Annotated in this window: 17 protein-coding genes; 12 read left to right on the top strand and 5 right to left on the bottom strand. The window is 72.8% G+C overall.

Annotation, left to right across the window (positions count from 1 at the left end; genetic code table 11):
* The first annotated feature begins 4 nt into the window (after nt 1–4).
* The 5 genes from argC to ACIGO8_RS19775 are packed head-to-tail and all read left to right on the top strand — an operon-like array spanning nt 5 to nt 4,838.
* Nucleotides 5–1,033 carry an N-acetyl-gamma-glutamyl-phosphate reductase gene (gene argC / locus ACIGO8_RS19755; protein WP_399731924.1) on the top strand — a complete coding sequence of 343 codons (1,029 nt, stop codon included), beginning with the start codon at nt 5–7 and terminating at the stop codon, nt 1,031–1,033.
* Nucleotides 1,030–2,181, top strand: coding sequence for a bifunctional glutamate N-acetyltransferase/amino-acid acetyltransferase ArgJ (argJ, locus tag ACIGO8_RS19760; RefSeq protein WP_399731927.1), 1,152 nt, complete (start codon nt 1,030–1,032; stop codon nt 2,179–2,181). Before argC ends, argJ begins: the two co-directional genes overlap by 4 nt.
* Nucleotides 2,178–3,092: an acetylglutamate kinase gene (gene argB, locus ACIGO8_RS19765; protein ID WP_399731930.1), complete on the top strand. Its 915-nt coding sequence runs from the start codon at nt 2,178–2,180 to the stop codon at nt 3,090–3,092. Before argJ ends, argB begins: the two co-directional genes overlap by 4 nt.
* Complete coding sequence (locus ACIGO8_RS19770) at nt 3,089–4,288, top strand: acetylornithine transaminase (protein WP_399731932.1); 1,200 nt, start codon at nt 3,089–3,091, stop codon at nt 4,286–4,288. The genes argB and ACIGO8_RS19770 overlap by 4 nt, the downstream gene beginning before the upstream one ends.
* 7 nt (nt 4,289–4,295) lie before the next feature.
* Nucleotides 4,296–4,838, top strand: coding sequence for an arginine repressor (locus ACIGO8_RS19775; protein WP_399731935.1), 543 nt, complete (start codon nt 4,296–4,298; stop codon nt 4,836–4,838).
* 22 nt (nt 4,839–4,860) lie between these two features.
* Here ACIGO8_RS19775 and ACIGO8_RS19780 read toward each other — a convergent pair whose 3' ends face one another.
* Together ACIGO8_RS19780 and ACIGO8_RS19785 are read right to left on the bottom strand one after the other, a co-directional pair.
* Complete coding sequence (locus tag ACIGO8_RS19780) at nt 4,861–5,547, bottom strand: L,D-transpeptidase (protein ID WP_399731936.1); 687 nt, start codon at nt 5,545–5,547, stop codon at nt 4,861–4,863.
* A 205-nt stretch (nt 5,548–5,752) separates the two neighbouring features.
* On the bottom strand, nt 5,753–7,111 hold the full coding sequence (locus tag ACIGO8_RS19785) for a hypothetical protein (protein WP_399731939.1): 1,359 nt from the start codon (nt 7,109–7,111) through the stop codon (nt 5,753–5,755).
* Between the two features lie 128 nt (nt 7,112–7,239).
* On the opposite strand from ACIGO8_RS19785, the gene ACIGO8_RS19790 reads away from it, so the two are divergent.
* Together ACIGO8_RS19790 and argH are read left to right on the top strand one after the other, a co-directional pair.
* Nucleotides 7,240–8,433 carry an argininosuccinate synthase gene (locus tag ACIGO8_RS19790; protein ID WP_399731942.1) on the top strand — a complete coding sequence of 398 codons (1,194 nt, stop codon included), beginning with the start codon at nt 7,240–7,242 and terminating at the stop codon, nt 8,431–8,433.
* Between the two features lie 116 nt (nt 8,434–8,549).
* Nucleotides 8,550–9,977 (top strand): argininosuccinate lyase, encoded by a 1,428-nt coding sequence (gene argH, locus ACIGO8_RS19795; protein WP_399731945.1) that lies wholly within the window; start codon nt 8,550–8,552, stop codon nt 9,975–9,977.
* Here the strand turns inward: argH and ACIGO8_RS19800 are convergent.
* A complete protein-coding gene (locus tag ACIGO8_RS19800; protein WP_399731948.1) occupies nt 9,974–10,501 on the bottom strand; it encodes an HAD domain-containing protein in 528 nt (175 codons plus the stop codon). The two genes, argH and ACIGO8_RS19800, sit on opposite strands and share 4 nt — an antisense overlap.
* 85 nt (nt 10,502–10,586) lie before the next feature.
* Between ACIGO8_RS19800 and ACIGO8_RS19805 the strand changes: the two genes are divergently transcribed.
* Nucleotides 10,587–11,138 carry a TetR/AcrR family transcriptional regulator gene (locus ACIGO8_RS19805; RefSeq protein WP_399731951.1) on the top strand — a complete coding sequence of 184 codons (552 nt, stop codon included), beginning with the start codon at nt 10,587–10,589 and terminating at the stop codon, nt 11,136–11,138.
* Entirely contained in the window at nt 11,135–12,679 is a 1,545-nt protein-coding gene (locus tag ACIGO8_RS19810) for an MFS transporter (protein WP_399731954.1), read from the top strand. Before ACIGO8_RS19805 ends, ACIGO8_RS19810 begins: the two co-directional genes overlap by 4 nt.
* 94 nt (nt 12,680–12,773) lie before the next feature.
* Here ACIGO8_RS19810 and ACIGO8_RS19815 read toward each other — a convergent pair whose 3' ends face one another.
* Nucleotides 12,774–13,448 carry a lysophospholipid acyltransferase family protein gene (locus ACIGO8_RS19815; protein WP_399731957.1) on the bottom strand — a complete coding sequence of 225 codons (675 nt, stop codon included), beginning with the start codon at nt 13,446–13,448 and terminating at the stop codon, nt 12,774–12,776.
* A 232-nt stretch (nt 13,449–13,680) separates the two neighbouring features.
* Between ACIGO8_RS19815 and ACIGO8_RS19820 the strand changes: the two genes are divergently transcribed.
* The 3 genes from ACIGO8_RS19820 (at nt 13,681) to ACIGO8_RS19830 (ending at nt 16,002) form a co-directional block, all read left to right on the top strand.
* On the top strand, nt 13,681–14,868 hold the full coding sequence (locus ACIGO8_RS19820) for a glycerophosphodiester phosphodiesterase (protein ID WP_399731960.1): 1,188 nt from the start codon (nt 13,681–13,683) through the stop codon (nt 14,866–14,868).
* An 89-nt stretch (nt 14,869–14,957) separates the two neighbouring features.
* Complete coding sequence (locus tag ACIGO8_RS19825; RefSeq protein ID WP_399731963.1) at nt 14,958–15,479, top strand: sigma-70 family RNA polymerase sigma factor; 522 nt, start codon at nt 14,958–14,960, stop codon at nt 15,477–15,479.
* A gap of 37 nt (nt 15,480–15,516) precedes the next feature.
* Nucleotides 15,517–16,002 (top strand): GNAT family N-acetyltransferase, encoded by a 486-nt coding sequence (locus ACIGO8_RS19830; RefSeq protein ID WP_399731966.1) that lies wholly within the window; start codon nt 15,517–15,519, stop codon nt 16,000–16,002.
* Between the two features lie 81 nt (nt 16,003–16,083).
* On the opposite strand, the gene ACIGO8_RS19835 is transcribed toward ACIGO8_RS19830, so the two are convergent.
* Nucleotides 16,084–17,064: a GlxA family transcriptional regulator gene (locus ACIGO8_RS19835; RefSeq protein WP_399731969.1), complete on the bottom strand. Its 981-nt coding sequence runs from the start codon at nt 17,062–17,064 to the stop codon at nt 16,084–16,086.
* Nucleotides 17,065–17,203 lie beyond the last annotated feature (139 nt).

The raw sequence follows: 17,203 nt of genomic DNA on the forward strand, positions 1-17,203 counted from the left end.
TCTGATGACGGTACGAGCAGCAGTCGCGGGCGCGAGCGGATACGCGGGAGGAGAGCTCCTGCGCCTCCTCCTCGCCCACCCCCACGTCGAGATCGGCGCCCTGACCGGCCACTCCAACGCCGGCCAGCGCCTCGGCGGACTCCAGCCGCACCTGCTGCCGCTCGCCGACCGCGTCCTGACCGAGACCACCGCCGAGGCCCTCGCCGGCCACGACGTCGTCTTCCTCGCCCTCCCGCACGGGCAGTCCGCCGCCGTCGCCGAGCAGCTCGGCCCGGACACCCTCGTCGTCGACATGGGCGCCGACTTCCGGCTGAAGGACCCGGCCGACTGGGAGGCCTTCTACGGCTCCCCGCACGCCGGCACCTGGCCGTACGGCCTTCCCGAACTGCCCGGTGCCCGCGCCGCGCTGGAGGGGTCCAAGCGCATCGCGGTGCCCGGCTGCTACCCGACCGCCGTCTCGCTCGCGCTCTTCCCGGCGTACGCGGCCGGGCTCGCCGAGCCCGAGGCCGTGATCGTCGCCGCCTCCGGCACCTCGGGCGCCGGCAAGGCCGCCAAGCCGCACCTGCTCGGCTCCGAGGTCATGGGCAACATGTCCCCGTACGGCGTCGGCGGCGGCCACCGCCACACGCCCGAGATGATCCAGAACCTCAGCGCGGCCGCCGGCGAGCGGATCACCGTCTCCTTCACGCCCACCCTCGCGCCGATGCCCCGCGGCATCCTCGCCACCTGCTCGGCCACCGCCAAGCCCGGCGTGACCGCCGAGACCGTGCGCGCCGCGTACGAGAAGGCCTACGCGGACGAGCCGTTCGTCCACCTGCTGCCCGAGGGGCAGTGGCCCGCCACGGCCTCGGTTCACGGCTCCAACGCCGTTCAGATCCAGGTCGCCCACGACCCGGCCGCGCACCGGATCATCGCGATCAGCGCCATCGACAACCTCACCAAGGGCACCGCCGGCGGCGCGGTGCAGAGCATGAACATCGCCCTCGGACTCCCCGAGGACACGGGACTCTCCACGATTGGAGTCGCTCCATGAGCGTCACCGCAGCGAAGGGATTCACGGCCGCGGGCATCGCGGCCGGAATCAAGCAGAACGGCAACCCGGACCTGGCCCTCGTGGTCAACACCGGGCCGCGCCGCGCCGCCGCGGGAGTCTTCACCTCCAACCGCGTCAAGGCCGCACCGGTCCTGTGGTCCCAGCAGGTCCTCGCCGACGGCGAACTGACCGCCGTCGTCCTCAACTCCGGCGGCGCCAACGCCTGCACCGGCCCCCAGGGCTTCCAGGACACCCACGCCACCGCCGAGAAGGTCGCCGAGGTCCTCGACATCGGCGCCGGCGAGGTCGCCGTCGCCTCCACCGGCCTCATCGGCGTCCTGCTGCCCATGGACAAGCTGCTGGCCGGCGTCGAGAAGGCCGCGGCCGAACTCTCCGTGCACGGCGGCGAGAAGGCCGCCATCGCCATCAAGACCACCGACACCGTCCACAAGACGGCCGTGGTGACGAAGGACGGCTGGACCGTCGGCGGCATGGCCAAGGGCGCCGGCATGCTCGCGCCGGGCCTCGCCACCATGCTCGTCGTCCTCACCACCGACGCCGACGTCGACGCCGAGGGCCTCGACGCCGCGCTGCGGCACGCCACCCGGCTCACCTTCGACCGGGTCGACTCCGACGGCTGCATGTCCACCAACGACACCGTGCTCCTGCTCGCCTCCGGCGCCGCCGGGATCACGCCCGACCAGGACGCGTTCGCCCAGGCCGTCCAGGAGGTGTGCGCCGACCTCGCCCGTCAGCTCATCGGCGACGCCGAGGGCGCCAGCAAGGACATCCGCATCGAGGTGATCAACGCGGCCACCGAGGACGACGCCGTCGAGGTCGGCCGGTCCATCGCCCGCAACAACCTCCTCAAGTGCGCCATCCACGGCGAGGACCCCAACTGGGGCCGGGTGCTCTCCGCCATCGGCACCACCTCCGCCGCCTTCGAGCCCGACGAGCTGAACGTCGCCATCAACGGCGTCTGGGTGTGCAAGAACGGCTCCGTCGGCGAGGACCGCGACCTGGTCGACATGCGCTACCGGGAGGTCGTCGTCACCGCCGACCTCGCCGCCGGGTCCGAGTCCGCCGTCATCTGGGCCAACGACCTCACCGCCGACTACGTCCACGAGAACAGCGCGTACTCCTCATGAGCGACTCCAAGAGCCCGACCCGGAAGCACACCGCGCTGCCCAAGGCCCAGATCCTCGTCGAGGCGCTGCCCTGGCTCACCCGCCACCACGGCAAGACCGTCGTCATCAAGTTCGGCGGCAACGCCATGATCGACGACGACCTCAAGGCCGCCTTCGCCCAGGACGTCGTCTTCCTGCGGCACGCCGGCCTCAAGCCGGTCGTCGTGCACGGCGGCGGACCGCAGATCAGCGCCGCCCTCGACCAGGCCGGCCTGGTCAGCGAGTTCAAGGCCGGACTGCGGGTCACCACGCCCGAGGCCATGGACGTCGTACGGATGGTCCTCGCCGGCCAGGTCCAGCGCGAGCTCGTCGGGCTGCTCAACCGGCACGGCCCGCTCGCCGTCGGCCTCACCGGCGAGGACGCCCACACCCTCACCGCCGTCAAGCACCAGCCGCTCATCGCCGGCGAGCAGGTGGACATCGGCCGGGTCGGCGAGATCACCGCCATCGACACCGGCGCCGTCCAGGCACTCCTCGACGACGGCCGGATCCCCGTCATCTCCTCCATCGCCCGCTCCCAGGACGACGACCATGTCTACAACGTCAATGCTGATACGGCGGCTGCGGCACTCGCTGCGGCGCTGGGCGCCGAGACCCTGATGGTCCTGACCGACGTCGAGGGCCTCTACGAGGACTGGCCCCACAGCGACGAGGTCATCAGCCGGCTCACCGCCAGCCAGCTGGAGAAGCTGCTGCCCGAGCTCTCCAGCGGCATGGTCCCGAAGATGGAGGGCTGTCTGCACGCTGTGCGCAACGGCGTCACCACGGCCCGCGTCATCGACGGCCGGGTCCAGCACTCGATCCTGCTGGAGATCTTCACGGACGAGGGCATCGGCACGATGGTCGTGCCCGACGACAAGGGGGAGAAGTGAGCGCGAACCAGGAACTCACCCGGCGGTGGCAGGGCTCGCTGATGGACAACTACGGCACGCCCCGGCTGCCGTTGGTCCGCGGCGAGGGCGCCCGGGTGTGGGACGCCGACGGCAAGGAGTACCTCGACTTCGTCGGCGGCATCGCCGTCAACGCCCTCGGCCACGCCCACCCGGCCATCGTCGACGCCGTGTCACGGCAGATCGCCTCCCTCGGCCACGTCTCCAACCTCTTCGTCGCCGAACCGCCCGTCGCCCTCGCCGAACGGCTCCTGCAGCTCTTCGGCCGCCCCGGCAAGGTCTTCTTCTGCAACTCCGGCGCCGAGGCCAACGAAGGCGCCTTCAAACTCGGCCGGCTCACCGGCCGCCGCCACATGGTCGCCACCACCGGCGGCTTCCACGGCCGCACCATGGGCTCCCTCGCCCTCACCGGCCAGCCCGGCAAGCAGGAGCCCTTCCTGCCGCTGCCCGGCGACGTCACGCACGTGCCGTACGGCGACGTCGACGCCCTGCGCGCCGCCGTCACCGAGGAGACGGCGTTCGTCGTCATCGAGCCCGTCCAGGGCGAGAACGGTGTCGTCGTCCCGCCCGCCGGCTATCTCAAGGCCGCCCGCGAGATCACCCGCGCCACCGGCACCCTCCTCGTCCTCGACGAGGTCCAGACCGGCATCGGCCGCACCGGACACTGGTTCGAGCACCAGGCCCACGAGGGCGTCGACCCCGACGTCGTGACCCTCGCCAAGGGCCTCGGCGGCGGCCTGCCGATCGGCGCCACCGTCGCCTTCGGCCCGGCCGCGGACCTGTTCACGCCCGGCCACCACGGCACCACCTTCGGCGGCAACCCGGTCGCCTGCGCCGCCGGACTCGCCGTCCTCGACACCCTCGCCGCCGACGGCGCCCTCGACTCCGTCAAGCGGCTCGGCGAGAAACTGCGCGACGGAATCGAGGGTCTGGGCCATCCGCTGGTCTCCCATGTCCGTGGCTCGGGTCTCCTGCTGGGTATCGTGCTCACCGAGTCCCTCGCGCCGCAGGTGCAGCAGGCGGCTCAGGACGCCGGTTTCCTGGTGAACGCGCCCGCCCCCGATGTCGTCCGGCTCATGCCGGCCCTGATCATCGGCGACGCCGAGGTGGACGCCTTCCTCCGGGCCCTTCCCGGCGTCCTCGACGAGGCGAACGGGCAAGGACGAACCGGAGAATGAGACGACGATGACCGACGCGCAGGAACACGAACACGCCGGGCCGTCCGCGTCCGTTCCGCAGACCCGCACCGCACGCCACCGCAGGATCGTCGACATCCTCAACCGGCAGCCGGTGCGCTCGCAGAGCCAGCTCGCGAAGCTGCTCTCGGACGACGGGCTGAGCGTCACCCAGGCCACGCTCTCGCGCGACCTGGACGAGCTCGGCGCGGTGAAGATCCGCAACACGGGCGGCGAGCTCATCTACGCCGTGCCCAGCGAGGGCGGCTTCCGCACCCCGCAGGCGCCGCTCGGCGAGTCCGCCAAGGAGGAGCGCATGCGCCGCCTCTCCGGCGAACTGCTGATCTCCGCCGAGGCCTCGGCCAACCTCGTGGTGCTCCGCACCCCGCCGGGCGCCGCCCAGTTCCTCGCGTCGGCCATCGACCAGGCCGAACTCCACGCGATCCTCGGCACGATCGCGGGCGACGACACCCTGCTGCTCATCTCCCGCGACCCGGTCGGCGGCCAGGCCCTCGCCGACCACCTGCTGCGCCTCGCGCAGAAGGAGCGTTAGGCCCGTCTCGCGGGCCTTTCCCTCAGTAGTGCGTGACCGCCGTCGGCCCGGTCCGGGTGCCGACGGCGATGTGCGGACGGCGCGCCGGGTCCGCCCAGGCGAGGATGCGGCGCATCGCCCCGGCCGGCACGGACACGCATCCGGCCGTCGCCCCGCGGCCGTTGACGTGCAGGAAGATCCCGGCGCCCCGGCCGCGCACCGGACGGTCGTAGTTGAAGCCGATGACCAGCGCGTGCGCGTACTGCGTGCCGTACGAGGCGAGATGCTCGGCCTCGGCGGCCCGGCAGTCCCGGGGTAGGCCCTCCACCCAGCGGTTGTACGCGCGTGAGGCGTTGTCCTGGCACCACCAGGACCGGTCGGTCACGCGCGCGTAGCGGTACGCCGTCCCGGCGGGCGCGGGCCGGGTCCCGAAGGCGTAGGGCAGCTCGTACAGGCCGGTCGGCGTGGTGTTCGTGCCCTGCCGCCGCCTCGCCCCCTCGGCCAGGCCCTTCGCCCCGAACCGCGCGGGCGCCGACCCCGCCCGGACCCACCGCCGTCCGCGCCGGTCCCACCAGGTCACGGTGCCCGTGGTGGCGGCCGCGTCCGCGGCCTCGGCGATGATCAGCTGCGAGCCGCCGCCGGTGTCCGCCATCCGCTCCGGGAGCGGCACGGGCCCCGACGCGGCGACCAGAGACGCGGCCAGGGCGCCCAGTGCGAGAAGGATGCGCATGGCGCGACGCTAGGCGCCGGGCGCGTACACCGCGCGGCTACTGGGCCGGGCGGGGGAGTGGCGGGGCCGGTCGGCCGGGATGCCCTATCCCGTGGCCCTTCGGGCACGGGAGGCCCGTGTCGGCCGGGCCCAGGGACCGCGCGGCTACTGAGCCGGGCCCGGTGGGCGTGCGGGGACCCGTCCACCGGGGAGGGGAGACGGCCGGTCAGTTCCGGCGGGCCCGCAGCCAGGTCCAGGGCCACGACGGCGGCCGGGTGGCCGCCGTGTCGGTGCCGGAGCCGGCGCGCGGCAGCGGGTCGGGCTCCTCGGCGAGCCGCCGGACCGCCTCCCGGTAGGCGGGCGAACCCTGCCTCTCCAGCAGCCGCAGCACGCGCAGGCGGACGTGCCGGGGTCGGTCCGGGCCGATGCGTCGCACGATCTCCGCCTCGGGCAGCCGGTCCGCCCACGGCAGCAGGGCCCGCGCCGCCTCCCGTACGACACCGGGCGCGGGATCGTCGAGGAGCGGCAGCAGCCGGGCGTGATCCGCGACCTCGAACAGCCGCAGGCCCGCGACGGCGGAGGCGCGCACCAGCGCCTGCTCGTGCCCGGTCAGCTCCCACAGCCGAGCCACGTCGGTGTGCGCGTCGCCGCACTCGGCCAGCCCGAGCGGGGCCCGGCCGGGCACGGTGGCCGGGTCGGCGCAGGCCGCCCGGTAGAGCGCCAGCGGGTCACGGCCGTCCTGGCGCAGCACATAGCGGGCACAGGCCCGCACCATGCCCGACCGGTCGTACAGGAACGGTTCGGCCTCCGCCGCGCGCCCGGCCCTCCGCAGGGCCGTGACGCCGGCGGCCCGCACGCTGCCCGTCCGGGCGCCGAGCAACAGCGGCAGCGTCTCGTCGGGGACGCCCGCCGCGAGCGCGGCGTCGGCCGCGCGGGCCTGCACGACCACGTCCTGGTCGTACGCGGCGAGCCGGGCCAGCTCGGCGGGCGGGAGCAGGCGCCGCTCGACCGCGGTGCCGAGCGCGAAGCGGCGGGTGACCCGGTCCCGGTTCAGGAGCAGGGCGGAGACGGTGGCGGCGGGGGCGGCGCGCAGCACCTCGGCGAGGAGGGCGGAGGCGGCACCGCCGCGCAGCCGGCCGCTGAGCGCGAGGATCACCGGCGCGGTGACGCCCAGCGTCCCGGCGTCCGCCTCGGGCAGCGCGGCGGCGAGCACGGCGTGGGCGCGCTCGCGCACCGGCCCGGCCCAGTCGGTGGTGCGGACCGCGACGAGCGGGAGGACGCCGGGGCGCCGGGCGGCGTGGGAGAGCGCCGCCTCGCGGATCCGGCCGTCGCCGTCGCACAGGGCGAGCGCGAGTTCCGCCTCGGTGGGTGTCGAGGCCCCGGCCGCGGCGGCAGGGCCGCCGCCCTCCCGGCCGAGCCACCGGTGGTCCGGCTGTCCGAGGCCGCGCCAGGCGTGCGCCGTGCGGATGCGCTCGTCAAGACCGATCCACAGGTCCGGTCGGGTCACGTCCATGACGCGGCCCGGCTTCCGGCCCTTGGCGAGCCCCCGTATCGCCGCGTCCAGCGGCTGCTCCTCGCTCTTCATGCACGGAGGGTAGAGCGCGCATACCCCCTCCCGCCTGCGGTTTTCCTCCTTCACCGACAGGCGTTGACAAAACATACAGAGGACTGCATAGTTATACCCATCAGTGGTTGCAAGGTAAGGAGAACCCCGTGACCGAGCGCGTCGTACTCGCCTACTCGGGCGGCCTGGACACCTCCGTCGCCATCGGCTGGATCGCCGAGGAGACGGGTGCCGAGGTCATCGCCGTCGCCGTGGACGTCGGCCAGGGCGGCGAGGACCTGGACGTCATCCGCAAGCGCGCGCTCGCCTGTGGCGCGGTCGAGGCCGAGGTCGCGGACGCCAAGGACGAGTTCGCCGACGAGTACTGCCTCCCGGCGATCAAGGCGAACGCCCTCTACATGGACCGGTACCCGCTGGTCTCCGCCCTCTCCCGGCCGGCCATCGTCAAGCACCTGGTCGCCGCCGCCAACAAGCACAACGCCTCGATCGTCGCCCACGGCTGCACCGGCAAGGGCAACGACCAGGTGCGTTTCGAGGCCGGCATCCAGGCCCTCGGCCCGGACCTCAAGTGCATCGCCCCGGTCCGTGACTACGCGATGACCCGCGACAAGGCCATCGCCTTCGCCGAGAAGGCGAACCTGCCGATCGCGACCACCAAGAAGTCCCCGTACTCGATCGACCAGAACGTCTTCGGCCGGGCCATCGAGACCGGCTTCCTCGAGGACATCTGGAACGCCCCGATCGAGGACATCTACGAGTACACCGAGAACCCGGCGGTCGCCCGCGAGGCCGACGAGGTCGTCATCTCCTTCAAGGAGGGCGTCCCGGTCGCCATCGACGGCAAGCCCGTCACCGTCCTCGAGGCCATCCAGCAGCTCAACCACCGGGCCGGCGCCCAGGGCATCGGCCGGATCGACATGGTCGAGGACCGTCTCGTCGGCATCAAGTCCCGCGAGGTGTACGAGGCTCCCGGCGCGATCGCCCTGATCACCGCCCACCAGGAGCTGGAGAACGTCACCGTCGAGCGCGAGCTGGCCCGCTACAAGCGGCAGGTCGAGCAGCGCTGGGGCGAGCTCGTCTACGACGGCCTGTGGTTCTCGCCGCTCAAGCGCGCCCTGGACGGCTTCATCAACGAAGCCAACCAGCACGTCACCGGCGACATCCGGATGACGCTGCACGGCGGCCGCGCCGTCGTCACCGGCCGGAAGTCCGCGGAGTCGCTCTACGACTTCAACCTCGCGACCTACGACACGGGCGACACGTTCGACCAGTCGAAGGCCCAGGGCTTCATCGACATCTTCGCCCTCTCGGCGAAGATCGCCGCGAGGCGTGACCTCGCCTGACACCCCGTCGTTCGACAGCCGCCTCCCTGATTCCGTACGCGAACGCCGCGGCAGGGAGGCGGCGGCACATCCGGAGCATGCGGAACAGGAGCATGCGGTCTTGAGGAGCATCAGCTGTGAGCAGCAACAACGGTGACGTCCGGCTCTGGGGCGGCCGGTTCGCCGACGGTCCCGCCGAGGCCCTGGCGAAGCTGTCCGCGTCGGTCCACTTCGACTGGCGTCTCGCGCCGTACGACATCGCCGGTTCCCGTGCCCACGCGCGCGTGCTGCACAAGGCGGGGCTGCTGACGGAGGACGAGCTGACCCGCATGCTGGCCGGGCTCGACCAGCTGGAGGCGGACGTCGCCGACGGCTCCTTCGTGGGCACCATCGCCGACGAGGACGTGCACACCGCCCTGGAGCGGGGCCTGCTGGAGCGCCTCGGCGCCGAGCTCGGCGGCAAGCTGCGGGCCGGCCGGTCCCGCAACGACCAGGTGGCGACGCTCTTCCGGATGTATCTGCGGGACCACGCCCGGATCATCGGCGGCCTGATCGCCGACCTCCAGGACGCGCTGGTCGGCCTCGCCGAGGCCCACCCGGACGTGGCCATGCCCGGCCGGACCCACCTCCAGCACGCCCAGCCGGTGCTCTTCGCCCACCACGTCCTCGCGCACGTCCAGTCGCTGTCGCGGGACGCCGAGCGGCTGCGCCAGTGGGACACCCGGACGGCCGTCTCTCCGTACGGCTCCGGCGCGCTGGCCGGCTCCTCGCTCGGGCTCGACCCGGAGGCGGTCGCGAAGGACCTCGGCTTCGAGCGCGGCTCGGCCGGCAACTCCATCGACGGCACGGCCTCGCGCGACTTCGTCGCCGAGTTCGCCTTCATCACGGCGATGATCGGCGTGAACCTCTCCCGGATCGCCGAGGAGATCATCATCTGGAACACGAAGGAGTTCTCCTTCGTGACCCTCCACGACGCCTTCTCCACCGGCTCGTCGATCATGCCGCAGAAGAAGAACCCGGACATCGCCGAGCTGGCCCGGGGCAAGTCCGGCCGCCTCATCGGCAACCTGTCCGGCCTGATGGCCACCCTCAAGGCCCTCCCGCTCGCCTACAACCGGGACCTCCAGGAGGACAAGGAGCCGGTCTTCGACTCCTGCGACCAGCTGGAGGTCCTGCTGCCGGCCTTCACCGGCATGATGGCGACGCTCACCGTCAACCGGGAGCGCATGGAGGAGCTGGCCCCGGCCGGCTTCTCGCTCGCCACCGACATCGCCGAGTGGCTGGTCAAGCAGGGCGTGCCGTTCCGGGTCGCGCACGAGGTGGCCGGCGAGTGCGTCAAGGTCGCCGAGGCGGAGGGCAAGGAGCTGGACGAGCTGACGGACGAGCAGTTCGCCAAGATCTCCGAGCACCTCACTCCCGAGGTCCGCACCGTCCTGAACGTCCCCGGCGCCCTCGCCTCCCGCGACGGCCGCGGCGGCACCGCGCCGTCCGCCGTCGCCGCCCAGCTGGTCGAGGTCAAGGCGGACCTGGTCATCCAGCACGCCTGGGCCACCGCCAAGAACTAGGGAGTCTCCCGCTCCTGCAGCGCCGCCGCCCAGTCCGCGAGCGCGTCGAAGTCCGGCCGGAGCAGTCCGAGCCGGGGATCGACGCGCAGCAGCAGGGCGGCGGCGAGGTGGTTCTGCTCCACGTACTCGTGGTCGTACGACGTGATGTCGTCGTCCACCCAGGCGAACGGCCGCCCCTGCGCGTACTCCAGGATGTACCGGGTCTTCCAGAACGTCCCGCGCGGGGCGGCTCCGTGCATCTCCGGCCAGTCGACGAACGGCAGCTCGGGCAGCCCGAGCCGCGGCCCGATCCACTCATTGGCCTCGTCCTTCCACGTCGTCGCCCACACCAGCTCGTACGCCTCGGACAGCGCGAGCAGCTCCGCGCCGTGGCGCGGGTCGAGCCAGACGCGCAGCGGCTTCGGGCCCGTCCAGCCCGTCGGTCTCATCCGGTGCGTCGTGTATCCGTCGGGGCGCCGTTCGGCCTGGGCCGCGTACGGGTTCAGCGGCCCGTCCACGTCGATCAACAGCAGCGGCTTCGTCATGTCCACAGCATTCCTTTTCCGTCTTCGGTGAGGCGTCGAAATATCGAATGAGACATTGATGTCTCATTCGGTGTACGCTTGTCTCATGTCAGTCGATCGCACCCAGGTGCTCCGCGCCGCCGCCGCCCTGCTCTCCCGCAAGGCGACCGCCACCATGGACGAGGTCGCCCGGGCCGCCGGCATCGGGCGGGCGACGCTGCACCGCCACTTCGCCGGGCGGGACGCGCTGGTGCGGGCGCTGGAGCAGCTGTGCATCGAGGAGACCGAGGCCGCGCTCGACGCGGCCCGGCTCGACGACGGACCGGCCGACGCGGCCGTCCGCAGACTGATCGGCGCGTCCGAGCCCGTCGCCCCGCTGCTCGCCTTCCTCTACACCGAGAACCAGCTCTTCGAGGGCGACCAACAGAACGAGGGCTGGTCCCGGCTCGACGCCCGCCTCGCCGCGCTCTTCCGGCGCGGCCAGGAGAGCGGTGAGTTCCGGATCGATCTGACGCCCGCCTGGCTCTGCGAGGCCTTCTACGGCCTCATCGGCTCGGGTGCCTGGGCCGTCGCGGACGGGCGGGTCGCCGCCAAGGACTTCCAGTACATGATCGCCGAGCTGCTGCTCGGCGGAGCACGCAGGAGCGTGGAGCAATGAGCAGGACCCAGCAGTTGAGCCCGACGGCGGGGACGGAGGCGAAGAGCCCCGGCCGCTGGCTCGCGCTCTCGGTACTCGTCCTGGCCGTCCTGCTGGTCGCCGTGGACGCCACCGTACTCGGTCTCGCGACCCCCTCGCTCAGCGAGGACCTCAAGCCGTCCGGCACGCAGTTGCTGTGGATCGGCGACATCTACTCCTTCGTCATCGCCGGCCTGCTCGTCTCGATGGGCAGCCTCGGTGACCGCATCGGCCGCAAGAAGCTGCTCCTGCTCGGAGCCACCGCCTTCGGCGCCGTCTCGGTGCTCAACGCCTACGCCGCCAGCCCCGAGATGATGATCGTCGCCCGCGCGCTCCTGGGCGTCGCCGGCGCGACGCTGATGCCGTCGACCCTCGCCCTGATCCGCAACATCTTCCACGACCCCAAGGAGCGCAGCCTCGCCATCGGCATCTGGGGCGCCACCGCCTCGGCCGGCGCCGCCGTCGGCCCGGTCGTCGGCGGAGCGCTGCTCCAGCACTTCTGGTGGGGCTCGGTCTTCCTCATCAACCTGCCCGTGATGGCCGTGCTGGTCCTCGTCGGCGTCAAGCTGCTGCCCGAGTCGAAGAACCCGGTCGCGGGCCCCTGGGACCTCGTCAGCGTCGGACTGTCGCTCGTGGGCGTCATCGGTGTCGTGTACGCCGTCAAGGAAGCCGCCTCGCACGGCCTGACGTGGGAGGTCGCGGCGGCCGCCGTCCTCGGCGCCGTCGCCCTGTACGCCTTCGTCCGGCGGCAGAACCGGCTTCCCGCGCCGCTGCTCGACATGCGTCTGTTCCGGCACCGCGGCTTCTCGGGCGCCGTCCTCGCCGACCTGCTCACCGTCTTCGGACTGTCCGGACTGGTCTTCTTCCTCTCCCAGTTCCTGCAGCTCGTCCAGGGCCGCGACCCGCTGGAGGCCGGACTCGCCGAACTGCCCGCCGCCATCGGCGCGGTGGTCACCGGCCTGGTCGCCGGCCGGTACGCCCGACGCTTCTCGGTCCGGGGCATCGTGGCCGGCGGTCTCACCGCCATCGGACTGGCGCTCGCCGTGATCACCGCCGTGCACAAGGAGACCGGGTACCCGCTGCTCGGCGGCGCCCTGCTGGTGGTCGGCCTCGGCGCCGGCTTCTCCTTCACGGTGACGGCCGACGTGATCCTCTCCAGCGTGCCCAAGGAACAGGCCGGCTCGGCCTCCGCCGTCTCCGAGACCGCCTACGAACTGGGCGCAGCCCTCGGCATCGCGCTCCTCGGCTCGATCGTCACCGGCGTCTACCAGGGCTTCCAGGCCCCGGCGGGTGTCCCGGCCGACGCCGCGGCCGCCGCCCACGAGTCGCTCGGCGGCGCGATCGAGGCCTCCGCGGGCCTCGACCCCGCCACGGCGAACGGCCTGGTCTCCACCGCCCAGGAGGCCTTCGTCGACGGCCTCAACATCGCGGCCGGAGTCGGCGCGGCCGTCCTCCTCGCGACGGCCGCCGCGGCCTGGTTCCTCCTGAAGGGCCAGAAGCTCCAGGACGGCATCGAGCACTGACGCGGACGCGGACGCGACCGCGGACCACACGAGAAAGGCGCCCTCGGACGGAAACCTCCGTCCGAGGGCGCCTTGGTGCCGTATGCGATCGCGGTCAGGCCGCTTCCTTCGCCTTGGTGGCGTACATGTCGACGTACTCCTGGCCCGACAGCCGCATGACCTCCGCCATCACCGAGTCCGTCACCGCCCGCAGCACGTACCGGTCGCGGTCCATCCCGTCGTAGCGCGAGAACTCCATCGGCTCGCCGAAGCGGACCGTCACCCGGCCCGGCCGCGGGATTCCCGCGCCGCCCGGCTGGATCTTGTCGGTGCCGATCATCGCGAACGGCACCACCGGCGCGCCGGTCATCAGGGTGAGCCGCGCGATGCCCGTACGGCCGCGGTAGAGACGGCCGTCGGGGGAGCGTGTGCCCTCGGGGTAGATCGAGAAGATCTTGCCCTCCTCCAGGACCCGGCGACCCGTCATCAGCGCGGCCACGCCGCCGCGTCCGCCGTCCCGGTCCACCGGGATCATGCCGACGCTGGTGAAGAACCAGGCCATCAGGCGGCCCTTGAGACCCTTGCCCTTGACGTACTCGTCCTTGCCGATGAAGAAGACCTGACGCTCCAGGCAGATCGGCATGATCATCGAGTCGATGAAGGTCAGATGGTTGCCCGCGAGGATGACGGGCCCGGTGCCCGGGACGTTCTCGGCGCCCTCGACGCGTGGGCGGAACATGAGGCGCAGGACAGGACCGAGGGCGGCCTTCATGATCGCGAGACGGGACAACGGTTCCTCCGGTGTCGGGCGGGCGGTCGGGCGGCTCGGGCGGAGCCGACGGTGCAGGTTGGGACGATACTCGCGGGTCACCGCGCACCGCACATCGGGTTCACGCAACGGATACACGGTGTTGACGTGTGTTTCCGCCATGTTCCGCGCAGGTCTGCCGCCCGTAGGGCATCAGTGCCTAGCGTCGTCGCCACCGTTGACAGGTGCGGGACATCACACCGAAGGAGTCGTCATGACACAGCCCGAGCGCCCGACCCCGGCCCGACGAGCGGTCCTCGGCGCCGCCGGAGCCGCCGTCCTCGGCGGGTCGACCGTCCTCGCCACCGGCACCGCCGAGGCCGTCCGGTCCGCCGTGGCCGCGGAGCCGGCCCCCGGCGCCCACGGCCATGGCCACGGCGGCTTCCGCTCGCTGCCCGTCCCCACGGTCATCGGCCACCGCGGCGCCAGCGGCTACCGCCCCGAGCACACCCTCGGCTCCTACCAGCTCGCCCTCGACCTCGGCGCCGACGTCGTCGAACAGGACCTCGTCCCCACCCAGGACGGCCATCTGGTCTGCCGGCACGAGAACGACATCACCGGCACCACCGACGTCGCCGACCACCCCGAGTTCGCCTCCCGCCGCACCACCAAGACCGTCGACGGCGTCGCCCTCACCGGCTGGTTCACCGAGGACTTCACGCTCGCCGAGCTCAAGACGCTGCGGGCCAAGGAACGCATTCCGGCCACCCGCCAGAAGAACACCCTCTACGACGGCCGGTGGGCCGTGCCCACCTTCGAGGAGGTGCTGCGCTGGGCCGAACAGGAGGGCCGCAGGCGTGGCCGCCCCGTCTGGCTGCACGTCGAGACCAAGCACCCCACCTACTTCCGCTCCCTCGGCCTCGGCCTGGAGGAGCGCCTCGCGAAGCTGCTGCGCCGCTACGGCCGCCACCGCGCCGACTCCCCGGTCTTCCTGCAGTCCTTCGAACCCGGCAGCATCCAGCGCCTGGCCCGCCTCGTGGACTCCCCGCGGGTCGTGCTGCTGTCCGCCGCGAACAGCCGTCCGTGGGACTTCGTCACCTCCGGCGACCCGCGCACCGTCGCCGACCTGGTCACGCCCGAGGGCCTGCGCTGGATCGCCTCGTACGCGCAGGGCATCGGGCCCACCATCGACCTGATCCTGCCGCGCGACGCGAGCGGCCGGCTCGGCACCGAGACCACGCTGGTGCGCGACGCGCACGCCGAGGGCCTGATCCTCCACCCGTACACCCAGCGCAACGAGAACACCTTCCTGCCGGCCGAGTACCGCCGGGGCACCGACCCGGCGGCGTACGGCGACGCCTTCGGGCTGCTGCGGCGCTACTTCCGGACCGGCATCGACGGCATCTTCTCCGACAACGCCGACACCGCCCTGCTGGCCGCCGCGGACTTCAGGAACCGCTGAGCCGGGACGGACACCCACCCTTACGCCCGACCGGGTGGTTTACGGCCGGGCCCGCAACCGGGCCCGGCCCGCCCCGCATCGTGCCCGTCATGACCTCCCGCGAAAGCCTGCTCGCCACCCTCACACCGCTGCTCGCCGCCGAGTCCCGGGCCGAGGCCCCGGCCGCCGGCGTCGAGGCCGACGACCTCGAACAGGCCGTGTGGCTACGCCTCCTGGAACGGCTCCGGGACGACGACGCCCCCGAGCGCCCCGCCGACTGGCTGCGCCGCGCCGTCCGCGCCGAGGCCCGCCGTGCCCGCCGGGCCCACCTGCGCGAACGGCCCTACCGCGGCGACCCGCCCCACGACGCCGCCCGCACGCCCGAGTCCTCCGCCCTCGTCTCCGAACGCCGCCGCGCGCTGCGCGCGGCCGTCCGCCGCACCCCCGGCCACTGCCCCCGGCTGCTGACCGCGATGCTCCACCCCGACGACCCCACCTACCGCGAAATCGCAGGAGCGTTGGGTATCTCACAGGGAAGTCTGGGGCCGATGCGTTCCCGTTGCCTGGGATGCCTGCGCAGAATGCTGGCTGCGGAGGTTCCCGGCCCCGACGCGCGGGGAAGGGTGCCGTAAACCGACGGCGGATCAGGTGAGCGGGAGGCATACGCACATGGGCATGAGCGTGACCATCGTGGCGGCGGACGCGACGCGCGACGCGGAGCACATCCTGAAGCTGCAGTACCTCTGCTATCAGCGCGAGGCCGAGATCTACCACGACTGGTCGATCGAACCGCTCACCCAGTCGCTCGAAGCCCTGCGGGCCGAACTCTCCGAAGGCGTGGCTCTCGTCGCCCGCCTCGGTGACGAGGTCGTCGCCTCCGTGCGCGGCCGGCTCGACGAGGACGGCACCGTGCGCATCGCCAAGCTCATCGTCCATCCCCGCCTGCAGCGCCACGGCCTCGGCGGCCGTCTCCTCGACGCCATCGAGAGCCACTTCGCCGCCGACCCGGCACCCGCCGCCAAGCGCTTCCAGCTCTTCACCGGGCACCGCAGCGAGGGCAATCTGCGGCTCTACCGCAGCAAGGGTTACGCGCAGGTCGCCACCCGCGAGGTGAGCCCGAAGCTCACCCTCGTCACCCTGGAGAAGGCGGCTTAGAGCCCGCCCTCGGCACGCCGGCGACGGCGGCTTGGAGCCCGCCCTCGTCACGCTCGGGAAGGCGGCTTGGAGCCGCCCCCGTCACGCTCGGGAAGGCGGCTTGGAGCCCATCCGGGCGCGGTAGCGGGACGGGGCGATGCCGAACCGCTCGGTGAACGCCTGCCGCAGCGCCTCGGCGCTGCCGAAGCCGCAGCGCGACGCGACCCGGGACAGCGGCAGCGTCGTCGTGGTGAGCAGCTGGGCGGCGGTCTCGGTACGCACCCGCCGCACGTAACGGCCGGGCGCCAGGCCCAGCTGCTCCGTGAACAGCCGGGCGAGGTGGCGGGGCGTCACCCCGGCCCGGGCCGCGAGCGCCGCCCCGCTCAGGTCGCCGTCCGGGTGCGCCGCGATGTGCTCCACCAGCTCCCGGACCACCTCGTCACGGGGCGGCGGGGCCGCGGTGAACAGGCTCATCTGCGCCTGGTTCCCCGGCCGTTGCAGATACACCACGAGGTGCCGGGCGACCTCGCGGGCCAGCTCCGGGCCGTGGTCCTCCTCGACGAACGCGAGCGTGAGGTCCAGGGCGCTCGTGACCCCGGCCGCCGTGTACACCTGCCCGTCGCGGACGTAGATGGGATCGGCGTCCACGGTGACCGCCGGGTGCCGCTCGGCCAGCCGCCGGGCGTAGGACCAGTGCGTCGTCGCCCGGCGCCCGTCCAGGAGCCCCGCGGCCGCCAGCACCCCGGCACCCGTGCACACCGACGCCACCCGCCGGCTCTCCCGCGCCAGCCGCCGCACGTGCCCGACGAGCCCGGTGTCCCGCGCGGCCCGCTCGAAGCCCGTACCGCCCGAGACGATCAGCGTGTCGAGCGGCCCGACGAGCCGCTCCAGGGAGCGCTCGCTGCCGAGGACGAGGCCCGAGCCGCAGACGACGGGCCCGCCGCCCGGACCCGCGAGGAGCACCCGGTACGGCACCGAGGGCGCGCCGATCCCGTTGGCCATGGCCAGGGTCGTGGTCACGCACGCGATGTCCAGGAGCTCGGCCGCCTCGTAACCCACCACCACCATCAGCCGCTCCGCCATGCCCCGACCCTATGCCGGAAGGACCGCCACCCCAAGGAGACGGACACGGCGGCCCGTTGCCGCTTCCGCGGGTCACGGCGCGGGCGGGACAGTGGCCTCGCCCCGGCGCGGACGGCGCACGCCGGGCCGCCCCTGCGCC

Origin of the sequence: Streptomyces sp. NPDC053493 (assembly GCF_044544825.1) — a bacterium.
Taxonomy (GTDB): Bacteria; Actinomycetota; Actinomycetes; order Streptomycetales; family Streptomycetaceae; genus Streptomyces.

Bases quoted from the DNA above. Each gene is read 5' to 3' on its own strand.
- argB (WP_399731930.1), top strand. From the start codon at position 2,178: ATGAGCGACTCCAAGAGCCCGACCCGGAAGCACACCGCGCTGCCCAAG.
- ACIGO8_RS19800 (WP_399731948.1), bottom strand. From the start codon at position 10,501: ATGACGAAGCCGCTGCTGTTGATCGACGTGGACGGGCCGCTGAACCCG.
- argJ (WP_399731927.1), top strand. From the start codon at position 1,030: ATGAGCGTCACCGCAGCGAAGGGATTCACGGCCGCGGGCATCGCGGCC.
- ACIGO8_RS19830 (WP_399731966.1), top strand. From the start codon at position 15,517: ATGGGCATGAGCGTGACCATCGTGGCGGCGGACGCGACGCGCGACGCG.
- ACIGO8_RS19825 (WP_399731963.1), top strand. From the start codon at position 14,958: ATGACCTCCCGCGAAAGCCTGCTCGCCACCCTCACACCGCTGCTCGCC.
- ACIGO8_RS19780 (WP_399731936.1), bottom strand. From the start codon at position 5,547: ATGCGCATCCTTCTCGCACTGGGCGCCCTGGCCGCGTCTCTGGTCGCC.
- ACIGO8_RS19820 (WP_399731960.1), top strand. From the start codon at position 13,681: ATGACACAGCCCGAGCGCCCGACCCCGGCCCGACGAGCGGTCCTCGGC.
- ACIGO8_RS19810 (WP_399731954.1), top strand. From the start codon at position 11,135: ATGAGCAGGACCCAGCAGTTGAGCCCGACGGCGGGGACGGAGGCGAAG.
- ACIGO8_RS19805 (WP_399731951.1), top strand. From the start codon at position 10,587: ATGTCAGTCGATCGCACCCAGGTGCTCCGCGCCGCCGCCGCCCTGCTC.
- argC (WP_399731924.1), top strand. From the start codon at position 5: ATGACGGTACGAGCAGCAGTCGCGGGCGCGAGCGGATACGCGGGAGGA.
- ACIGO8_RS19835 (WP_399731969.1), bottom strand. From the start codon at position 17,064: ATGGCGGAGCGGCTGATGGTGGTGGTGGGTTACGAGGCGGCCGAGCTC.
- ACIGO8_RS19785 (WP_399731939.1), bottom strand. From the start codon at position 7,111: ATGAAGAGCGAGGAGCAGCCGCTGGACGCGGCGATACGGGGGCTCGCC.
- ACIGO8_RS19775 (WP_399731935.1), top strand. From the start codon at position 4,296: ATGACCGACGCGCAGGAACACGAACACGCCGGGCCGTCCGCGTCCGTT.